A 19,855-nucleotide genomic window follows, 5' to 3' on the forward strand; every position below is an offset into this window, starting at 1 on the left:
AGCGGGGCCGGTTTTCCTTACTGCGGCAGCAGTCCTTCGTCCTCGAAGTCTTCGCCCAGCAGTTCGTCGACGATCAATCCGTCGATCGGCAGCTCGCGTTGCCACAGCACCATCAGCACGATCACCTTCAGGCGCCCCAGGCTGACGTTGAAGCCGTCAAGCGCCAGCGTGCGTTCGATGATGATTTCGCGCGTCGCCGCGTCGAGCGTACCCGCGTTCTCCAGGAAGGCGAGGAAGCCGCGGCAGTCCGCGTCCAGACGCGTCTGCTCCTCGGCGCTATACAGACGGATCGCGCCCGCCGCGGGCGTCATCAGCAGCGGCGAGGTCGTGCCGAGGTTGCGCAGGCCGGTGAGCCACTCCAGCGCTTCGCTGATTTCGTCCTGCTCGAATCCGGCGGCCGAGAGCTTGCGCGCAAGCTGGTCCGACTCCGGACAGGCGGTGGCGTGAACGTAATTCTCGAAGAGATAGACCAGGATATCGAACATGGCGGCGCACCCCACAAATCAGAGGCGCTGGAAGCGCCCGCCCGGCAGTCGGGTGATCTGTCCGTCGAGCTCCAGCGGAAGCAGAATGGCGTAGAGCGCATCGAGCGTCAAGCTGCAACGTGTCGCCAGCGTGTCAATGTCGAGCGGATCGTGGCCTAGCGCGTCAAGGACGATGGCATGTTCAGGCGGGCCTTGCGGGATTTCGAGCTGCAGTCCCGCCGGTGCCGTAGCCGGTTCGCGGGAATTGCGGCGGCTACGCGAGCCCGGGACCGCTGGCGACCGACCGGCGTCGCGTCGCACCGCTGCCGGCGCGCTCCAGGCGAGCTCCTCGAGGACATCTTCGGCAGTCTCGACCAGCTTCGCGCCGTCCCGTATCAGGCGGTGGCAGCCGCGCGCGAGCGGCGAGTGAATCGAACCGGGAATCGCGAAGACCTCGCGACCGCAATCGGTCGCGAGGCGCGCCGTGATCAGCGAACCGCTGCCCAGCGCCGCTTCGACGACCAGCACACCGCGGGCGAGCCCGGCAATGATGCGGTTGCGACGCGGAAAGTTATGCGGCAGCGGCGGCGTGCCGAGCGGGAATTCGCTGACGATCGCGCCCCGTGCCGCGATTTCGCGCGCGAGCGTCTGATGTTTTGCCGGATAGACGCGATCCGCACCGGTGCCGATCACCGCCACCGTGCGCCCCTCGGGCACGCTCAGGGTGCCCTGATGTGCCGCCGCGTCGATGCCCAATGCAAGGCCGCTGACGATCGTCAGGTCTGCCGCGGCCAGATTGGCGGCGAAGGCTTCGGCGTTGGCGAGGCCGGCAGGGGTCGCCGAACGCGCGCCGACCATCGCAAGGCCCGCGCTCTGCAGCAGCCCCGGATCACCCTTCACATAGAGCAGTACCGGAGGATCGGGAATCTCAAGCAGCGCTTGCGGGTAGCGCGGGTCGCCGAGAGTGACGACGTGGTTGCCGGGTTCGCGCGCCCACTTCAGCGCGGCGTCGATGCGGGTCCGATCCGGCGCCGCGAGCAGCAGGTCGGCCGCTTCGCCGCCGACGACGCTGGCGAGGCTGCTGCGGCTCGCACGGAAGATTTGTTCGGGCAGCCCGAACGCGGCGAGCAAGGTGCGCTGGCGTTCGGGGCCGAGGCCGGGAAGGAGGGTGAGCCGCAGCCAGGCGGCGAGATCGTCCTCCACGGAGGCGGGTGCAGCGCTCAGGGCTTGCGGACGCTGTCGCCGATCGTGGCCGGACCGTCGGTGTCCATCACCAGCGCGTAGGCAACGCGATCGAAGACGCGGAACACCATCGCGAGGCCGAAGCGCTTTTCGGGCAGCACGAAGGATTCCTTGTTGCCCTCGTCGTCCTTGTACACGACCGCCCCGCGATTGCGATGCAGCGCGAGCACGTGGCCGCGTTCCAGACCGTCGCGGCTACCGATGTTGAGGGTGACGACGCTGTTGCGGCCGGTCTCGGTGACACCGCGATAGATGCCGATCAGGCGGCCTTCGACCGCCTTGTCCGGCGCATGCGGCACATACGAGAAGACTTCAGGCGCGCCGGCTTCGATGAGGCGGTCGCCGGTCCCGACTTCCTCGACGGATTCGACGATTTCCAGCGTTGCCGGCGTGCCCGGCTCGGTCACCCGCGCCGTGCCGAGGAAGGCGGCTTCGTAGCCCAGCACTTCGTGGGTCTGCGGGTCGACCAGCGGCTTGGCGGGGCGGAAGACCTGCCACACCTTCTGCTCGCCCTTGATGTTCTTCGCGAAGATCGTGTCGCCCGGGCCCATGTACACGCGGCTGGTTTCCGTGGCGACGATGGTGCCGGCTTGCGCGAGGCGCGCCTCATCGATCACCAGCGGCTTCGTCAGGAAGGGTTCGATCGCCTGCATCGGGATCGTCGCGATCGCCGTTTCGAGCGGTTCGTTATAGACCTGCGGCTGGAGTTTCTGCTCGCCGACGCGCCGGCCGATCGTCAAATAGGGGCCGCTGCGGTCGAGAACGATGATCTGTCCCGGATAGATCAGATGCGGATTGCGGATCTGCTCGCGATTCAGGCGCCACACTTCCGGCCAGCGCCAGGGCTCCTTCAGGAAGCGACCGGAAATGCCCCACAGCGTGTCGCCGCGTACCACGGTGTAGCTGTCTGGCGCGTTGTCAGCCAAGGCAGCGGGGGCCGCGATTGCGCCGGAGCTGAGAAGGGTCGCAACGCTGAACAGGAGAGAGAATATAATGCGGGTCATCACTCGCTTCCGATAGAAGCACACAGGATTCTCGTACTGCCGGAACATCACCCGCCGGTCGAGGGTCCAATCCGCAGTCTCGATTCGAATGCCCCGGCATGCCACTTTGCATGCCAAAGCACTTGAAATTCTGCACGTAATGACTTAACCCGGCAAGCATTTATGGCGCTATTACCGATTCTTCGTTATCCCGACCCGCGTCTGCACATCCGTGCCAAACCGGTCGAGGCGGTCGACGACTCGATCCGGCAACTCGTCAAGGATATGGCTGAGACCATGTACGAGGCGCCGGGAATCGGGCTCGCCGCGACGCAGGTCGACGTACATAAACGCGTCGTCGTGATCGATATCAGCGAGGACCGGTCGCAGCTGCAGGTCTTCATCAACCCCGAAATCATCGAGAAATCGGGCGAGCATGTCGGCGAGGAAGGCTGCCTGTCGGTGCCCGGCATCTACGAAACGGTGTGTCGTGCCGAACACGTGCGCGTGCGTGCGCTCGACAGCGAGGGCAAGCCTTTCGAGCTCGAAGCCGACGGACTGCTCGCCGTGTGCATCCAGCACGAACTGGATCACCTCGAGGGCAAGGTCTTCGTCGAATACCTGTCGCCGCTGAAGCTGAACCGCATCAAGACGCGGCTCGCCAAGAAAGCGCGGATCACCGCGTGAGCGCCGCCGCGTTGCGCGTCGCCTTCGCGGGCACGCCGGAGTTCGCCGCCGCCGCGCTCGACGCGATCCTCGATGCGGGCTTTTCCGTACCGCTGGTACTGACGCAACCCGACCGGCCCGCCGGTCGCGGCATGAAGCTGACCGCGAGCCCGGTCAAACAAGTCGCGCTCACGCACGGCATTCCCGTCGATCAACCCGAAAAGCTGCGTACCGACGAACAGCGCGCAGCCCTCGTCACGTGCGCGCCGGATGTGCTGGTCGTCGCCGCCTACGGCCTGATCCTGCCGCGCGCGGTGCTAGAACTGCCGCGTTTCGGCTGCCTCAACATCCACGCCTCGCTGCTGCCGCGCTGGCGCGGTGCCGCGCCGATCCATCGTGCCATCGAGGCCGGAGATGCCGAAACCGGCATCACGATCATGCAGATGGACGAGGGGCTCGACACCGGACCGATGCTGATGAAGGGCGCGGTTCCGATCGCCGACGACGACACGACCGCGACCCTGCATGACCGTCTGGCCACGCTCGGAGCCGGCATGATCGTCGAGGCCCTGCGGCGCCTGCCGAAAGGCGAGCTCACGCCGATCCCGCAGCCGGACAACGGAGTCACCTACGCTGCAAAGATCGGCAAGGCCGAGGCGGCGCTCGCGTGGCAGCGTCCCGCGATCGAACTCGCGCGGGCGGTGCGGGCCTTCAATCCCTTCCCCGGTGCCGTGGGGATGCTGCGCGAGGTGCCCGTGAAGATGTGGTCGGCCGAACCGGTCAGCGGCCGCGGCGAGCCCGGAACCGTTCTCGCAGCCGATGACAGCGGCGTGGTCGTCGCATGCGGCGAGCAGGCGCTGCGCGTGACCGAGCTGCAAAAGCCGGGTAGCCGCCGCATGCCGGCGGGGGAATTTCTACGCGGCTTTCCGGTCACTCCAGGCGAACGCTTCGATTCGTCCTTCTGATCCGGGTTGCAATTCCCGATTCCCGCAGGCAGTTGAATCCGCGGCGAGCGACCCCATCTACTGAACTGACATTCCCTCACCAATAGGAAGGAAGACGCATCATGTTCGGCAACTGGCTCAAGACCTCGATCCTGATGGCAGGCATCGTCGCACTGTTCGGTGCGGTCGGTGCCATGCTCGGCGGCGAGAAGGGCATGCTGATGGCGCTGCTTTTCGGCGGCGCGATGAACGTATGGGCCTACTGGTTCTCCGACAAGATGGTGCTGCGCATGTACAACGCGCGCGAAGTCGACGAGGCCACCTCGCCCTATCTGTACAAGATGGTCGCCGGCCTTGCTCAGCGCGCCGGGCTGCCGATGCCGCGCGTGTACATCATCGACGAGGACCAGCCCAACGCCTTCGCGACCGGACGCAATCCCGAGCACGCAGCAGTCGCCGCGACGACCGGCATCATCCGCATGCTCTCCGAGCGAGAACTGCGGGGCGTGATGGCGCACGAGATGGCCCACGTCCGCAACCGCGACATCCTGATCTCGACGATCTCGGCCACCGTCGCCGGCGCGATTTCGATGTTGGCCCAGTTCGGAATGTTCTTCGGCGGCAGCCGCGACGACGACCGGCCGAGTCCGGTGCTGCAGATTCTCGTGATGATCCTCGCGCCGATCGCGGCGATGGTGATCCAGATGGCGATCTCCCGCACGCGCGAATTCGGTGCGGATCGCGGCGGCGCCGAGATTTCGGGCGACCCCGAGGCGCTCGCGAGCGCGCTCGCGAAGATTGATGCCTACGCCCGAGGCATCCCGATGCACACCGCCGACGAACATCCGGAAACGGCGCAGATGATGATCATGAACCCGCTGTCGGGCGACGGCCTGCGCAGCCTGTTCTCGACCCACCCCTCGACCGAGGAGCGCATCGCGCGCCTGCGCGAACTGGCCGCCCGCTGACGCCGCATATTGGAAGCGACCGGGCCCGCGGCGCGTGGGCCGCTTGCGTTAGCATCTCGAGTATTCGGTGCGGGCGAAGCTGTCGATGTCCGCATTGCTCGCCGAGCTGGCGCCCGCACGTGGGCTCGACTTCCTCTAGATGCCCGACCGCGAGGGCCGTCTGACGGCCGCGTCGCGGACACTTCAGGCCTCTCCGGGCAGCACCGGGCTGGGTCTGTCGATCAGCTATACGGTTGTCGGGCGCTACGGCGGACGCATCACCGTCAACAGCCGCCCCAGCGAAGGCAGCGATTTCGTGCTGTGGCTGCGCCGTGACGCTCGCTACGACGCGGCGCCCAGTGCCCCGGGCTTGCTGCGCCGCTGGTGAGCCGCAGTTCCGCGTCAGGACCAATCGGGTCGGTTATCCTAAGGCCTCACGTCACCGATCTGCCCGGTGACCCCTTTTTCATTTCGAGGACTCATGATGCAGCACGTGCCCGAGGCGGCGACCGGCAAGTCGGTTGCGGTGCCCGAGTTCAGCTGGCAGGCTCATTCGGTACTCGTCGTCGATGACGAGGAAGGCATGCGCAGCTTCCTCGAACGCGCGCTGCGGCCGCGCTGCGGGCTCGTCGAGTCGGCCCCGGACGTCGAGCACGCCATGCGCCTGATGGCCCGCCTGCACTTCGATCTGCTGATTCTCCACATCGCCCTGCCCGGCAAGTCCGGCCTCGACTGGCTGCATGAGCTGCGCGAGGACGGATTCACCGGCGACGTGATCCTGATCACCGCCTTCGCCGACCTCGACACCGCGATCAACGCCCTGCGTGGTGGCGCATCGGATTTCATCCTGAAGCCTTTCCGCGTCGACCAGATCCTGAATTCGATCAAGAACTGCTTCCAGCGAGCCCATCTCGCGCGCGAGAACTTCGTCCTGCGGCGTCAGCTCGCGGGACTGAGTGTCGACATCGACGGGCTGGTCGGCGCGTCGTCCTGCATGGACCAACTGCGCGGCGTGCTGCGACGCGTGGCCCAGACGCCCAGCACGGTCCTGCTACTCGGCGAATCCGGCACCGGCAAGGAAGTCGCGGCCCGCGCGCTGCACCGCATGAGTCCGCGCGCTCAGCGACCCTTTGTGCCGCTCAACTGTGCGGCAATCGCGGCCGACCTGATCGAGAGCGAACTCTTCGGTCACGTGAAGGGCGCCTTCACGGGCGCCACGGACAGCCGCAACGGCCTCTTCTATTATGCCCACGGCGGCACGCTCTTTCTCGACGAAGTCAGCGAACTGCCCCTGCCACAGCAGTCACGCCTGCTGCGGGTGCTCGAAGAGCGCCGCTTGCGTCCGGTCGGCTCCGAGCGCGAGATTCCCGTCGACGTGCGCATCGTCGCCGCCTCCAACCGCGACCTCGCGGCTGAAGTCGCGGCCGGACGTTTCCGCCAGGACCTCTACTTTCGCCTCGCCGTGATGGAAATCGTCATTCCGCCGCTTCGCGAACGCGCCGAAGACATCCCCGAACTCGTGCGCCACTTCATGAACCTGCTGACCGTCCAACTCGGGATGGCGCCGCTTGCGCTCTCTCACGGGCTGCTCGCCCAGCTCGCGTCCTATACCTGGCCCGGAAACGTCCGCGAACTACGCAACTTCATCGAGCGTTCGCTGATTCTCGGCGGTTTTCCTGTAGACGCGCTGAGCGCGCGTGGCGACATGCTCAACGCCGCGCTCGCAATGCCGCTCGAGGAAGTCGAAAAGCGCCACATCCTGCGCATGCTTGAAGCATGCGGCGGCAACAAGTCCGAGGCCGCACGCCGGCTCGGCGTGTCGCGCAAGACCCTGGAGCGCAAATGCGCCGAATGGAGCGAGACGGGGGCGTGAAAGGACATGCAATGAAAGTGATCGGATTCGCCGGCTGGTCCGGCAGCGGCAAGACCTCTCTCATCGAGCGCGTCATCACCCTCCTTGACGGCCGCGGCCTAACGGTCTCCCTCGTCAAGCACGCCCATCACGCGTTCGATATCGACCATGAAGGCAAGGACTCCTGGCGGCATCGCCACGCCGGCTGCCGAGAGGTCATGATCAGCTCCGGCCGGCGCTGGTCCTTGACGCATGAATTGCGCGGCGACGTCGAAATGCCGCTCGATGCCCTGCTCGCCAAGCTCTCCGACTGCGACCTCGTCCTCATCGAAGGCTTCAAGCGCGCCCCGGTCCCCAAGATCGAGGTCTACCGCACTGAAGTCGGAGCGCCGCTTCTGTTCCCCGACGATCCACACATCGTCGCGATCGCGAGCGACACCGACGTCGCCACCACTCTCCCGCGGCTCGACATCAACGACCCGGTGGCGGTCGCCAACTTCATCGTCGAGTACCTGTTTACGCAGGCGATGCCGACCCCCTCTCCCTGACCCCCGCTTTCCGAAAGCGCTCCGACGCGTCCTTGCGGGATTTTGACCCTGCGCCAAGATTGTTGGTCGAAGTAGTTGACGAACATTCCGAACTCTATAAAATGCGCCCCTCTTCGCGACGCAGCGGTGAAAGGCGGCGGCGGCGGAGAGGGAAAGAGCGTTGGATGCAGTCGATGTTGAAGAAATAAAATATCGGCAGTGCTTGACGGCGACAGTGAAGTTTGTCAGAATCTATTTCTCGTTGCTTCGGCAGCGGTTCTTTAAAAAATTGGACAACCGATAAGTGTGAGTGCTCGGTGACGGCAGGCGCAAGTGGGTTCTTCGGAGCCCGCGCTTTGCAAGCATTGAGTGCTCAGATGTAAGTCAGTAATGATTTCTTTGAGTGCATTGTTGGATTGAACTTAAGAGTTTGATCCTGGCTCAGATTGAACGCTGGCGGCATGCTTTACACATGCAAGTCGAACGGCAGCGGGGGCTTCGGCCTGCCGGCGAGTGGCGAACGGGTGAGTAATGCATCGGAACGTACCCAGTCATGGGGGATAACTACGCGAAAGCGTAGCTAATACCGCATACGCCCTGAGGGGGAAAGCGGGGGATCGCAAGACCTCGCGTGATTGGAGCGGCCGATGTCGGATTAGCTAGTTGGTGGGGTAAAGGCCTACCAAGGCGACGATCCGTAGCGGGTCTGAGAGGATGATCCGCCACACTGGGACTGAGACACGGCCCAGACTCCTACGGGAGGCAGCAGTGGGGAATTTTGGACAATGGGGGCAACCCTGATCCAGCCATGCCGCGTGAGTGAAGAAGGCCTTCGGGTTGTAAAGCTCTTTCAGACGGAAAGAAAACGCTTCTCCTAATACGGGAGGCGGATGACGGTACTGTCAGAAGAAGCACCGGCTAACTACGTGCCAGCAGCCGCGGTAATACGTAGGGTGCGAGCGTTAATCGGAATTACTGGGCGTAAAGCGTGCGCAGGCGGTTGTGTAAGACAGGTGTGAAATCCCCGGGCTTAACCTGGGAACTGCGCTTGTGACTGCACGGCTAGAGTACGGCAGAGGGGGGTGGAATTCCACGTGTAGCAGTGAAATGCGTAGATATGTGGAGGAACACCGATGGCGAAGGCAGCCCCCTGGGCCGATACTGACGCTCATGCACGAAAGCGTGGGGAGCAAACAGGATTAGATACCCTGGTAGTCCACGCCCTAAACGATGTCGACTAGTTGTTCGGAAGGGTAACTTTCTGAGTAACGCAGCTAACGCGTGAAGTCGACCGCCTGGGGAGTACGGCCGCAAGGTTAAAACTCAAAGGAATTGACGGGGACCCGCACAAGCGGTGGATGATGTGGATTAATTCGATGCAACGCGAAAAACCTTACCTACCCTTGACATGCCTGGAATCCTTGAGAGATCAGGGAGTGCCTTCGGGAGCCAGGACACAGGTGCTGCATGGCTGTCGTCAGCTCGTGTCGTGAGATGTTGGGTTAAGTCCCGCAACGAGCGCAACCCTTGTCGCTAATTGCCAGCATTGAGTTGGGCACTTTAGCGAGACTGCCGGTGACAAACCGGAGGAAGGTGGGGATGACGTCAAGTCCTCATGGCCCTTATGGGTAGGGCTTCACACGTCATACAATGGTCGGTACAGAGGGTTGCCAAACCGCGAGGTGGAGCTAATCCCTTAAAGCCGATCGTAGTCCGGATCGCAGTCTGCAACTCGACTGCGTGAAGTCGGAATCGCTAGTAATCGCAGATCAGCATGCTGCGGTGAATACGTTCCCGGGTCTTGTACACACCGCCCGTCACACCATGGGAGTGGGTTTCACCAGAAGTAGGTAGCTTAACCTTCGGGGGGGCGCTTACCACGGTGAGATTCATGACTGGGGTGAAGTCGTAACAAGGTAGCCGTATCGGAAGGTGCGGCTGGATCACCTCCTTTCAAGAGAAGGCGCCGCTCGGCGCCGAGTGCTCACAACTTATCGGTTGTTCAGGCAACGAGAGCCTCGCGGTATCGGAGGGTCTGTAGCTCAGCTGGTTAGAGCACCGTCTTGATAAGGCGGGGGTCGTTGGTTCGAACCCAACCAGACCCACCACACGCAGTATCGGGGGGGATTAGCTCAGCTGGGAGAGCACCTGCTTTGCAAGCAGGGGGTCGTCGGTTCGATCCCGTCATCCTCCACCATGATAGGTGGGGCTCGAGTCAGGGTTAAGCGGTGGGTAGCCGGTGGGCTGCGTAGCGCTTAGGCCTGAGTGCCAATGTTCTTTAACAAAGTGGAAGAAGTAAAGTGTGCGACAGTCGGTCGGAAGATCGATTGTGGCATGGGTTGGTGTGATTGCATTTTTGCATCTATCTGCGCTTTGAACCGGCGGCAGATGGGTGCGCACAAGCGCGAGTTGCCTGTAGCGGTGGGATCCTGTAAGAGGGGTCCAGAGTTATAGGATCAAGCGACTAAGTGCATGTGGTGGATGCCTTGGCGATCACAGGCGATGAAGGACGTGCAAGCCTGCGAAAAGCGGGGGGGAGCTGGCAATGGAGCATTGATCCCCCGATGTCCGAATGGGGAAACCCACTCCTTCGGGAGTATCCCAGACTGAATCCATAGGTCTGAGGAGGCGAACGCGGTGAACTGAAACATCTAAGTAGCCGCAGGAACAGAAATCAACCGAGATTCCCCAAGTAGTGGCGAGCGAACGGGGAAGAGCCTGCACGACTAAACCATCGATTTAGCAGAACGGTCTAGAAAGTCCGGCGATACAGGGTGATAGCCCCGTATGCGAAAAATCGGTGGCGGGTCTGAGCGTGCGACAAGTAGGGCGGGACACGTGAAATCCTGTCTGAAGATGGGGGGACCATCCTCCAAGGCTAAATACTCGTGATCGACCGATAGTGAACCAGTACCGTGAGGGAAAGGCGAAAAGAACCCCGGGAGGGGAGTGAAATAGATCCTGAAACCGCATGCATACAAACAGTGGGAGCCTCCTTGTGGGGTGACTGCGTACCTTTTGTATAATGGGTCAGCGACTTACGTTCAGTAGCGAGCTTAACCGAATAGGGGAGGCGTAGGGAAACCGAGTCTGATAAGGGCGACTGAGTTGCTGGGCGTAGACCCGAAACCGGATGATCTATCCATGGCCAGGATGAAGGTGCCGTAACAGGTACTGGAGGTCCGAACCCACTAATGTTGAAAAATTAGGGGATGAGCTGTGGATAGGGGTGAAAGGCTAAACAAATCCGGAAATAGCTGGTTCTCCCCGAAAACTATTTAGGTAGTGCGTCGTACGGACACTTGCGGGGGTAGAGCACTGTAATCGTTGGGGGGGTCACTGCGATCTACCCCGCGATAGCAAACTCCGAATACCGCAAAGTGATATACGGCAGACAGTCCTGGGGTGCTAACGTCCTGGGACGAGAGGGAAACAACCCAGACCGCCAGCTAAGGTCCCAAATACATGGCTAAGTGGGAAACGAAGTGGGAAGGCATAGACAGCTAGGAGGTTGGCTTAGAAGCAGCCACCCTTTAAAGAAAGCGTAATAGCTCACTAGTCGAGTCGTCCTGCGCGGAAGATGTAACGGGGCTCAAGCCATGAACCGAAGCTGCGGATCTCGTAAGAGATGGTAGGGGAGCGTTCCGTAAGCCTGCGAAGGTGTCTCGAGAGGGATGCTGGAGGTATCGGAAGTGCGAATGCTGACATGAGTAGCGATAAAGGGTGTGAAAAGCACCCTCGCCGAAAGCCCAAGGTTTCCTGCGCAACGTTCATCGACGCAGGGTGAGTCGGCCCCTAAGGCGAGGCAGAAATGCGTAGTCGATGGGAAACGGGTCAATATTCCCGTACCGATTTTAGATGCGATGGGGGGACGGAGAAGGTTAGGCCGGCCGGGTGTTGGACGTCCCGGTTTAAGCGTGTAGGCGTGCCCGATAGGCAAATCCGTCGGGCTGAGCTGAGGCGTGATGACGAGGTCTCTTTGAGACCGAAGTGGTTGATACCCTGCTTCCAGGAAAAGCCTCTAAGCTTCAGTCTAGAATCGACCGTACCGCAAACCGACACAGGTGGGCAGGAAGAAAATTCTAAGGCGCTTGAGAGAACTCAGGAGAAGGAACTCGGCAAATTGATACCGTAACTTCGGGAGAAGGTATGCCCCGGTAGCTTGTAGGAGTACATCCGAAGGGCGACGGGGCCGCAGAGAATCGGTGGCTGCGACTGTTTATTAAAAACACAGCACTCTGCAAACACGAAAGTGGACGTATAGGGTGTGACGCCTGCCCGGTGCCGGAAGGTTAAGTGATGGGGTGCAAGCTCTTGATCGAAGCCCCGGTAAACGGCGGCCGTAACTATAACGGTCCTAAGGTAGCGAAATTCCTTGTCGGGTAAGTTCCGACCTGCACGAATGGCGTAACGATGGCCACACTGTCTCCTCCTGAGACTCAGCGAAGTTGAAGTGTTTGTGAAGATGCAATCTACCCGCGGCTAGACGGAAAGACCCCATGAACCTTTACTGTAGCTTTGCATTGGACTTTGACGGGACTTGTGTAGGATAGGTGGGAGGCTTTGAAGCGGCAACGCCAGTTGTCGTGGAGCCGTCCTTGAAATACCACCCTGGTGTCGTTGAGGTTCTAACCTGGGCCCGTGAATCCGGGTCGGGGACCGTGCATGGCAGGCAGTTTGACTGGGGCGGTCTCCTCCTAAAAGGTAACGGAGGAGTACGAAGGTCGCCTAGGTACGGTCGGACATCGTACTGATAGTGCAATGGCAAAAGGCGGCTTGACTGCGAGACCGACAAGTCGAGCAGGTGCGAAAGCAGGTCATAGTGATCCGGTGGTTCTGTATGGAAGGGCCATCGCTCAACGGATAAAAGGTACTCTGGGGATAACAGGCTGATTCCGCCCAAGAGTTCACATCGACGGCGGAGTTTGGCACCTCGATGTCGGCTCATCACATCCTGGGGCTGTAGCCGGTCCCAAGGGTATGGCTGTTCGCCATTTAAAGTGGTACGTGAGCTGGGTTTAAAACGTCGTGAGACAGTTTGGTCCCTATCTGCCGTGGGCGCTGGAAGTTTGAGAGGACCTGCTCCTAGTACGAGAGGACCGGAGTGGACGTACCTCTGGTGTACCGGTTGTGACGCCAGTCGCATCGCCGGGTAGCTAAGTACGGAAGAGATAACCGCTGAAAGCATCTAAGCGGGAAACTCGCCTCAAGATGAGACTTCCCCGGGGCCTCGAGCCCCCTGAAGGGTCGTTGAAGACCACAACGTTGATAGGTCGGGTGTGGAAGCGCAGTAATGCGTTAAGCTAACCGATACTAATTGCCCGTGCGGCTTGATCCTATAACCCTGGATCCACGCCTCACCCGCACGCAACACCGCGCAAGCAATCACAACCCCCCATACCGCACACACTTCTCCCCCTTTGTTCCCCTTTACAGTCTGACGACCAGAGCGTCCCGGAACCACCCCTTCCCATCCCGAACAGGACCGTGAAACAGGACCGCGCCGATGATAGTGCCTCTCGTGGGTGCGAAAGTAGGTCATCGTCAGACTACCTCTCCCAAAAAAGCCGCCGATCTCAAGCAGATCCGCGGCTTTTTTACGTCGACAGGCCTCCTGAAGGGCGCTGCCGATTGCGCCGAACAGGAGTCGTCCGAAATCCGCTCAGTCCAGGCTCCAGAGCTGCCCCAGCGGCGTGAGGTCATAGCCGCCGAGGAGCCGCGCGTGTTCGCGCATTTCGATGCTGCCGACACCCCTGATCAGATTTTGCAGCAGGTGGCGGAAGAAGATCTCGCGCGGGAGTGCCAGATCGAGAGCGACCCAGCCGAGCGAAAGGAAGTCGAGACCGAATTGGGTGGCTGTCGCCCGGCTGCCGGGGGCACAGTCGGCCATCCCGCGGACGATCAGGGCCGCCGCTTCGGATTCGCTCGAGGCAGCGGCAACCGTACTGCAATCCTGCAGCCGGAAGCCGTGGTCGGCGAGGGCCGACGCGAGGAGGTGGGTGGCGCCGGAGCCTTCCGGGCGCATGGCCCAGCGCAGATCATAGCCGGCGAGGGTTTCGAGCTGGTCGATTCCGAGGCCGGGCCGCAGGAGCACGCCTTGTTCGCGTAGCGCGAGGCGCACCAAGGTCCAGCGTGTATGGCCGGGAAACGCGGTGAGCAGTGTGGCATGCTGGGCGTTGCTGTGTGCGGCGTCGCCCCAATGCAACAGGCTGGCATCGACGCGGCGCAGCGCGAGTTGCTGGAGGCCGGCACGGCTGGTGGTGGGACTGTAGGCGATGAAGGCGTCTTCGCGAAGGTCTTCGGCAAGGTGGCGCACGGTCGCCGCGAGCAGGGGGTCGTCGCCGCCGGTGATCAGGAGGCGGTCGGTGAACACGCCGCCGTGCGCCTGTTCGAGCAGCCAGTCGTCAAGAAGTTTGCGCGGGAAGAGCCATTTGCCGCCGACGCGCGCGGCGGGCACTTCGCCGCTGTTGGCGAGTTCGTAGAGCTTCTTTTCGTTCAGATGCAGGTAGACCGCTGCCTGCCGCGCGGTCAGGCACGGGCTTTCGGGGACGGCGAGCGGCTCCTGCGCGGTCATTGCTCGGGGCGGTCGACGTCGTTCAGTTCGTCGCGCGTGTTGATGTTGCGGAAGGCCGCTTCCTCGTCGTCGAACTGGACTTCGACGATTTTCAGCGTCGCATACCAGAAGTCGATCTTGCGGCCGCCTGAGCCGAGGAAGGCGTCGAGGTGCGGTAGCACTTCGCGGCGGCACAGGCAGAATACCGGGTGCGGCTGGTCGAAGGTGCGGGCGACGGCGAGTTCGGCGCCGGCCGCGGCGAGGGCCTGGTAGAGGCGTTCGACGAGGTCTTGGGGGAGGAAGGGCGAGTCGCAGGGGGCGGTCGTGACGAGCGGATGGTGCGCTCGCGACAGGGCGGCGTGGAGTCCGGCGAGCGGGCCGGCGAAGCCGCCGATGTCGTCGGGGAAGACGGGGTAGCCGAAGGCGGCGTAACGTTCGGCGTTCTGGTTGGCGTTGATGATGAGCTCGTCTACCTGGGGGCCGAGGCGTTCGATGACCCATTCGGCCATCGGCCGGCCGCCCAACTCGACGAGACCCTTATCGACGCTGCCCATGCGCCGGCCTTGCCCGCCCGCAAGGATCACGCCGGTGATTTTTTCGCGTGTGCTCATCGCGTGAATCGCTCCTCGCCGCTGAAAAGAAGGTAGTGCTTGCCTTGCGCGCGGCCGATCATCGTGAGGCCGATCTTGCGCGCGATTTCCCAGCCCATCTGCGTCAGGCCCGAGCGTGAGACGAGGAAGGGAATGCCCATCTGCGCGGTCTTGATGACCATCTCGGAGGTGAGCCGTCCAGTCGTGTAGAAGATCTTGTCGCTGCCGTCGAGACTGTCGAGCCACATCTGGCCGGCGATCGCGTCGACGGCGTTGTGTCGGCCGACGTCCTCGACGAACATCAGGATCTCGCAGCCGTCGTCGCGCGGCGCAGCCAGCGCGCAGCCATGCACGGCGCCGGCCTGCTTGTAGATCGATTCATAGTGGCGCACGGCGTCCATCAGTGCGTAGAGGGTCTCCTGCGACAGCCTCCGATCGGCGGGAAGATGAATCGCGTCGATCTCGTCCATGAGTCCTCCGAACACGGTGCCCTGGCCGCAGCCGGTGGTGACGGTGCGGCTGCCGAGGCGCGCTTCGGCGTCGACAAGGCCGTGCCGGGTGGTAACGGCGACGGCGCCGACGTCCCAGTCGACCTGCACCGATTCGATGTCGTCGAGGCTTGCAACGAGGCGCTGGTTGCGCAGCCAGCCGATGGTCAGCGCCTCGGGCGCAGCGCCGAGTGTCATCAGTGTGACGATCTCGCGGCGGTCGACGTACAGCGTCAGCGGGAACTCGCCCGCGATCTCGGTCGGCACGGGTTCGCCGAGCTCGTTCGTCGCCGGAATCGTGACTGTCAGCGGGCGGCTCGCGTGGCTCAGCAGCGGACGGCGCGGTGCGCCTGAGGGGGGGCTCATGGACGGGTTGGGTCGGAGTCGACGGGTGGTTGGGGCAGTATTCCAGCCCCTTGCGCGAGACGCAATGTTCGCTCGTCGCGGCGGCTTCGCCTATCCTATACGGGATCGACATTGCCGGAGATCGCCGCATGGACCGTTTTCCCGTCGCCGTGATCATGGAGCGCCGCCGACTGCAGAGCCGCTGGGCGGACGAGGCATGGGAGGCAGTGGGCGTCGTGCCGGCCTTCGACGACAGTGCGGCCGCGACGCGCCAGCTCGTCGCCGAGGCGGACCGCGACCAGTTCCTCGTCGGCGGCTTCGGGCTGGAGCTTTTCCGCGACGAGGCGGACAACTACTTCCTCAACCTCAGTTCGCCGGTACCCAAGGTGTTCGTGATGTGGCGCCTCGAAGATGGCGCGGCGCGGCCGGTAGTCGTGACCGTGAGCTACGGCGAGGCGGCGCGGCTGCTCGATTCGGGCGAACAGGTCGATGGCGTCGCGATGCCGCGAGAGATCGCGGACTGGGTCGGCGAATTCGTCAATCTGCACTACAAGCCGGCGCCGCGGAAGAAGATCCGCCGCAACGACCCGCTCGCGCTGGATCGGGAGCGTACATGAGCGTCGCGGGACGTTTTCTCGAACGCTGGTCACGGCTGAAGCGCCAGGGCGAGGCCGAGCCGGCGCCTGTCGCACCCTCGCCTGCGCCGGCCGTAAGTGCTGCGGACGCGGTGGCATCTCCGGAGGGCTCGGATGCGGTGCTGCCGCCGGTCGAAAGCCTCGATCTCGCGTCCGATTTCAGCGCCTTCCTGAAGAAGGAGGTCAGCGAATCGCTGCGCCGGGCGGCGCTTCGGAAGCTTTTCAATGACCCGCATTTCAATCGCATGGACGGGCTGGACATCTACATCGACGACTATTCGGTCAGCGATCCGATCCCGCCCGAGATGATGCAGCGGCTGCGGCAGTTCGACAGCTTTCTGCGGGATGAACGGGACAGCGAGGCCGGCGCGGATGCGGTCGCCGGGACGGTGGGGGTGTCGGAGGACGCTGCCCCCGCCAAATCGGAAGATTCCGCTCCGCTCCCGGAGACGCCGACCCAGGTCGAAGCACCGCCCGATTCCGCCCCATAAGTGGGACATTTTGGGCAGCCTGAGACAAATAGTCACAGGTCGTTCGATTCGACGGGATCCGTGGCGGAAAATTCGGGATTCTCACAGCCTCGAATAGCTCCATCACTGGTATGTCCTCTGCTAGTCGTCGGATACTCCACCCCGATCCGCGACCATGCAGACAGGCGAAAAGCAGATCCGGCTGTGCGACTGCAACCGCAGTTTCACGATTGACGAGAAAGCCCTCGCGGCGAGCGGCATTGCACGCCCGCTGACCTTGCATCACGAGCTGTGCCGGGGCGAGCTGGGCGCGTTCGAGTCGGCACTTGGCTGTGGCCACGTGTTGGTCGGCTGCACACAGGAAGCGGCGCTGTTCTCCGAGGTCGCGGCCGAGGTGCCGGTGCCGGTGCCGGCGGCGCGCATCGATTTTTTCAACCTGCGCGAAAGTGCCGGCTGGTCGGCCGAAGGGCGCGGCGCGACGCCGAAGATGGCGGCGCTGATTGCGGCGGCGATGTTGCCCGAGCCGGAGCCGGTGGCGGGCGTCGCGCTGAGCGCAGGCAGGAATCTGCTGATCGTCGGCGAGGCTGGTGCCACGCTGGGATGGGCCGAGCGGCTCGCGGAGCGCTTCGACGTGTCGGTGCTGATTACCGGCGCGACGCGGGATGACGAGCTGCCCGTGGAGCGCCGCTACCCAGTGTGGTCGGGCAGTGCGGTGCGCGTCGGCGGCCATCTCGGTGCCTTCGACGTCGAGTGGGCGCAGACGAATCCGATCGACCTGGAATTGTGCGTGCGCTGCAATGCGTGCATCCGTGCCTGTCCGGAAGGGGCGATCGGCTGGGATTACCAGGTGGATGCCGCGCGCTGCGCGTCGCATCGCGCCTGCGTGACGGCCTGTGGTGCGGTGGGGGCGATCGATTTCGCGCGTCGCGAAGTGGCGCGCGAAGGGCGCTTCGATCTAGTGCTCGATCTGTCGGCTGAGCCCTTGTTGAAGCGCGTGGAGTTGCCGCAGGGGTATGCGGCGCCGGGGCGCGATCCGCTCGACCAGGCGCTTGCGGTGCAGGCGCTCGGGGATTTCGTCGGGGAATTCGAGAAGCCGCGTTATGTGGCGTTCGAGGCGAAGCTGTGCGCGCACAGCCGCGCGCGCAAGACGGGCTGTACGAACTGTATCGAAGCCTGTTCGGCCGAGGCGATCTCGTCGGCGGGCGACGTCGTGCGCGTCGATCCCTACCTGTGCCAGGGCTGCGGCACCTGTTCGACGGTGTGTCCGACCGGCGCGCTCGCATCGCAGTACCCGCGCGTCGAGGACCTGGGCGTGCGCATCAAGACCGTGCTGACGCGATACGCCGAGGCCGGGGGCGAAGCACCCTGCCTGCTCTTCCATTCCGTCGAGGCCGGCCGCGCGTTGATCGAGCGGCTTGCGCGTCGGGGCAAGGGGCTGCCCGCGCGGGTGATCCCGCTCGACGTGTGGAGCGCCGACGCAATCGGCCTCGACCTGATGCTCGGGGGCATCGCGCTCGGCGCCTGTCAGGTCGCGGTCCTCGCCACTGGTACGCATGACGTCACCCCGCTCCGCGCGCAGGCCGCGCACGCGCAGGCGATCCTGTCCGGACTCGGCTACGCGGGCGAGCACCTGCGCGTGCTCGACGCCCCCGACTGGACGGGGCTCGAAACCGCGCTGTGGGAGTGGGCGCCGGCCGTGGCCGTGAGCCGTCCGGCGACTTTCCGCCTCGCGCCGCGCAAGCGTGACACGCTGGACCTCGCGCTGCGCCACCTGCACGCGCTCGCACCCTCGCCCGTTTCCGAGATCCCGATGAAGACGGGCGCGCCCTTTGGCACCCTCACGGTCAGCAGCGCCTGCACGCTGTGCATGTCTTGTGTCGGCGTCTGTCCGACCGGAGCTTTGAGCGCGGCGACCGACGCGATGCGGCTCGGCTTCATCGAGAAGAGCTGCGTGCAGTGTGGCCTGTGTGCGAATTCCTGTCCCGAAGGCGCCATCGCGCTGACCCCGCGCGTGCTGTTCGATGAGACGCTACGGCGCACGGTGCCGCTGAAGGAGGCGGAGCTCTTCCATTGCGTGCGCTGCGGCACCGCGATGGGCGCGAAGCCGCTGATCGATGCGATGGTCGTGCGGCTGTCGGGTCACTCGATGTTCGTGACTGAGGCGCAGCGCCGCCGGCTGCACATGTGCGCCGACTGCCGCATCGTCGACCTGATGGAAAACGAGAACGGCCTCAAGGCCTGGGACATGACCGCATGAACGCGCCCGCCCCCCATCTCACGCCGGCCCCGACGTCCGCCTCCGACCCCACGTGGAGCGACGAGGACCGCGCACGTGCTCACCATTACGCGCTGCTCGCGCGGCTCTTCTTTGCCGCACCCGATGCGCCGCTGCTCGCCGGCCTGGCGCAGACGGCGACGTTGCTCGGCGACGGGGACTCGCCCTTCGCGCGGGCTTGGGCGGCGCTCGGGGAGGCGGCCGCCCGGTACGACGCGGCGCAGGTCGCGGCTGAATACGAGACGCTTTTCTATGGCATCGGCCGTCCGGAAGTGATGCTCTACGGGTCCTTCTACCTCGCCGGTTTTCTGATGGAGGAGCCGCTTGCCCATCTGCGCGAGGACCTCGCGAAGCTGGGGCTCGGGCGGCGCAGCGGCGTTACCGAGACCGAGGACCACATCGCGGCGCTCGCCGAGGTGATGCGTCACCTCGTGCTGACCGGGCCCGACGAGGCGGGGCTCGGACGCCAGCGCCACTTCTTCGGGCGTCATCTGCAGCCGTGGTACGCGCGACTCGCCGATGCGCTGCTGGCGTCACCCAATGCAGTGTTCTATGCGTGTGTCGCGGTGTTGATGAAGGCGTTTTTCGACATCGAAAGCGAAGCTTTCGCGATGGACGAGTAAGGAACAGATTTTTCGGGGAGAAGGATCATGGAAGACAAGAAATCGGCCCTGCAGCGCCGTCACTTCCTGCTGACGCTGGGCGCGGGCGGCGCCGCTGCGGCGGCGGCCGTCGCGAGGGTGGCGGGCAAATCGGCCGGCACCATGGCGCCGCTCTCCGACGCTGCAACCGGCGCCGATGCCGCGAGGCGCGAGGACGGCCTCAGCGAGCACGCGCGCAATTACTACCGCACGGCGCGCATCTAGGCGGGGAG

The 19,855-nt window shown here is 63.7% G+C and carries 17 protein-coding genes, 2 tRNA genes and 3 rRNA genes; 16 read left to right on the top strand and 6 right to left on the bottom strand.

Annotated elements, in window-relative coordinates; translation table 11 throughout:
* Positions 1 to 17: 17 nt before the first annotated feature.
* The 3 genes from AZKH_RS00255 to AZKH_RS00265 are packed head-to-tail and all read right to left on the bottom strand — an operon-like array spanning position 18 to position 2,710.
* The gene (locus tag AZKH_RS00255) at positions 18 to 485 is read right to left on the bottom strand and encodes a DUF494 domain-containing protein (protein ID WP_015433713.1); all 468 of its coding nucleotides are present in this window, start codon (positions 483 to 485) and stop codon (positions 18 to 20) included.
* Positions 486 to 503: 18 nt separating this feature from the next.
* Positions 504 to 1,667, bottom strand: coding sequence for a DNA-processing protein DprA (dprA, locus tag AZKH_RS00260; RefSeq protein WP_015433714.1), 1,164 nt, complete (start codon positions 1,665 to 1,667; stop codon positions 504 to 506).
* Between the two features lie 17 nt (positions 1,668 to 1,684).
* Entirely contained in the window at positions 1,685 to 2,710 is a 1,026-nt protein-coding gene (locus tag AZKH_RS00265) for a LysM peptidoglycan-binding domain-containing protein (RefSeq protein ID WP_041656520.1), read from the bottom strand.
* 162 nt (positions 2,711 to 2,872) lie between these two features.
* On the opposite strand from AZKH_RS00265, the gene def reads away from it, so the two are divergent.
* The 11 genes from def to rrf all read left to right on the top strand — a co-directional run bounded on the left by def (position 2,873) and on the right by rrf (position 13,175).
* Positions 2,873 to 3,376 (top strand): peptide deformylase, encoded by a 504-nt coding sequence (gene def, locus AZKH_RS00270; RefSeq protein ID WP_015433716.1) that lies wholly within the window; start codon positions 2,873 to 2,875, stop codon positions 3,374 to 3,376.
* A complete protein-coding gene (fmt, locus tag AZKH_RS00275; RefSeq protein ID WP_015433717.1) occupies positions 3,373 to 4,320 on the top strand; it encodes a methionyl-tRNA formyltransferase in 948 nt (315 codons plus the stop codon). The genes def and fmt overlap by 4 nt, the downstream gene beginning before the upstream one ends.
* Before the next feature lie 101 nt (positions 4,321 to 4,421).
* Positions 4,422 to 5,267 (top strand): zinc metalloprotease HtpX, encoded by an 846-nt coding sequence (htpX, locus tag AZKH_RS00280; RefSeq protein ID WP_015433718.1) that lies wholly within the window; start codon positions 4,422 to 4,424, stop codon positions 5,265 to 5,267.
* A 139-nt stretch (positions 5,268 to 5,406) separates the two neighbouring features.
* On the top strand, positions 5,407 to 5,634 hold the full coding sequence (locus AZKH_RS00285) for an ATP-binding protein (RefSeq protein ID WP_015433719.1): 228 nt from the start codon (positions 5,407 to 5,409) through the stop codon (positions 5,632 to 5,634).
* 93 nt (positions 5,635 to 5,727) lie between these two features.
* Positions 5,728 to 7,119, top strand: a complete 1,392-nt coding sequence (locus AZKH_RS00290) for a sigma-54 dependent transcriptional regulator (protein ID WP_015433720.1) — start codon at positions 5,728 to 5,730, stop codon at positions 7,117 to 7,119.
* 11 nt (positions 7,120 to 7,130) lie between these two features.
* Positions 7,131 to 7,646, top strand: a complete 516-nt coding sequence (gene mobB / locus AZKH_RS00295; RefSeq protein WP_015433721.1) for a molybdopterin-guanine dinucleotide biosynthesis protein B — start codon at positions 7,131 to 7,133, stop codon at positions 7,644 to 7,646.
* 397 nt (positions 7,647 to 8,043) lie between these two features.
* Positions 8,044 to 9,579, top strand: a 16S ribosomal RNA gene (locus AZKH_RS00300).
* A 77-nt stretch (positions 9,580 to 9,656) separates the two neighbouring features.
* Positions 9,657 to 9,733 (top strand) — tRNA-Ile (locus tag AZKH_RS00305).
* A 13-nt stretch (positions 9,734 to 9,746) separates the two neighbouring features.
* Positions 9,747 to 9,822, top strand: a tRNA-Ala gene (locus tag AZKH_RS00310).
* Between the two features lie 257 nt (positions 9,823 to 10,079).
* A 23S ribosomal RNA gene (locus tag AZKH_RS00315) occupies positions 10,080 to 12,963 on the top strand.
* Positions 12,964 to 13,061: 98 nt separating this feature from the next.
* Positions 13,062 to 13,175, top strand: a 5S ribosomal RNA gene (gene rrf / locus AZKH_RS00320).
* Together the 16S, 23S and 5S rRNA genes with 2 tRNA genes alongside form the textbook arrangement of a ribosomal RNA operon.
* A gap of 112 nt (positions 13,176 to 13,287) precedes the next feature.
* Here rrf and AZKH_RS00325 read toward each other — a convergent pair.
* Genes AZKH_RS00325 through AZKH_RS00335 form a run of 3 tightly spaced genes read right to left on the bottom strand, consistent with a single transcriptional unit; the run spans position 13,288 to position 15,622 of the window.
* The gene (locus AZKH_RS00325; protein WP_015433722.1) at positions 13,288 to 14,199 is read right to left on the bottom strand and encodes a helix-turn-helix transcriptional regulator; all 912 of its coding nucleotides are present in this window, start codon (positions 14,197 to 14,199) and stop codon (positions 13,288 to 13,290) included.
* Positions 14,196 to 14,789 carry a molybdenum cofactor guanylyltransferase MobA gene (gene mobA / locus AZKH_RS00330; protein ID WP_015433723.1) on the bottom strand — a complete coding sequence of 198 codons (594 nt, stop codon included), beginning with the start codon at positions 14,787 to 14,789 and terminating at the stop codon, positions 14,196 to 14,198. Before mobA ends, AZKH_RS00325 begins: the two co-directional genes overlap by 4 nt.
* Positions 14,786 to 15,622, bottom strand: coding sequence for a formate dehydrogenase accessory sulfurtransferase FdhD (locus AZKH_RS00335; RefSeq protein WP_015433724.1), 837 nt, complete (start codon positions 15,620 to 15,622; stop codon positions 14,786 to 14,788). Before AZKH_RS00335 ends, mobA begins: the two co-directional genes overlap by 4 nt.
* Before the next feature lie 128 nt (positions 15,623 to 15,750).
* Between AZKH_RS00335 and AZKH_RS00340 the strand changes: the two genes are divergently transcribed.
* The 5 genes from AZKH_RS00340 to AZKH_RS00360 all read left to right on the top strand — a co-directional run bounded on the left by AZKH_RS00340 (position 15,751) and on the right by AZKH_RS00360 (position 19,847).
* The gene (locus AZKH_RS00340) at positions 15,751 to 16,218 is read left to right on the top strand and encodes a DUF3305 domain-containing protein (RefSeq protein WP_015433725.1); all 468 of its coding nucleotides are present in this window, start codon (positions 15,751 to 15,753) and stop codon (positions 16,216 to 16,218) included.
* Positions 16,215 to 16,727: a DUF3306 domain-containing protein gene (locus AZKH_RS00345; RefSeq protein ID WP_015433726.1), complete on the top strand. Its 513-nt coding sequence runs from the start codon at positions 16,215 to 16,217 to the stop codon at positions 16,725 to 16,727. The genes AZKH_RS00340 and AZKH_RS00345 overlap by 4 nt, the downstream gene beginning before the upstream one ends.
* Before the next feature lie 154 nt (positions 16,728 to 16,881).
* Positions 16,882 to 18,963 carry a 4Fe-4S binding protein gene (locus AZKH_RS00350; RefSeq protein WP_015433727.1) on the top strand — a complete coding sequence of 694 codons (2,082 nt, stop codon included), beginning with the start codon at positions 16,882 to 16,884 and terminating at the stop codon, positions 18,961 to 18,963.
* The gene (locus AZKH_RS00355; protein WP_015433728.1) at positions 18,960 to 19,604 is read left to right on the top strand and encodes a molecular chaperone; all 645 of its coding nucleotides are present in this window, start codon (positions 18,960 to 18,962) and stop codon (positions 19,602 to 19,604) included. Before AZKH_RS00350 ends, AZKH_RS00355 begins: the two co-directional genes overlap by 4 nt.
* A 27-nt stretch (positions 19,605 to 19,631) precedes the next feature.
* A complete protein-coding gene (locus tag AZKH_RS00360; protein ID WP_015433729.1) occupies positions 19,632 to 19,847 on the top strand; it encodes a hypothetical protein in 216 nt (71 codons plus the stop codon).
* Positions 19,848 to 19,855: the final 8 nt, after the last annotated feature.

The sequence above is a fragment of the Azoarcus sp. KH32C genome, assembly GCF_000349945.1.
Taxonomy (GTDB): Bacteria; Pseudomonadota; Gammaproteobacteria; order Burkholderiales; family Rhodocyclaceae; genus Aromatoleum.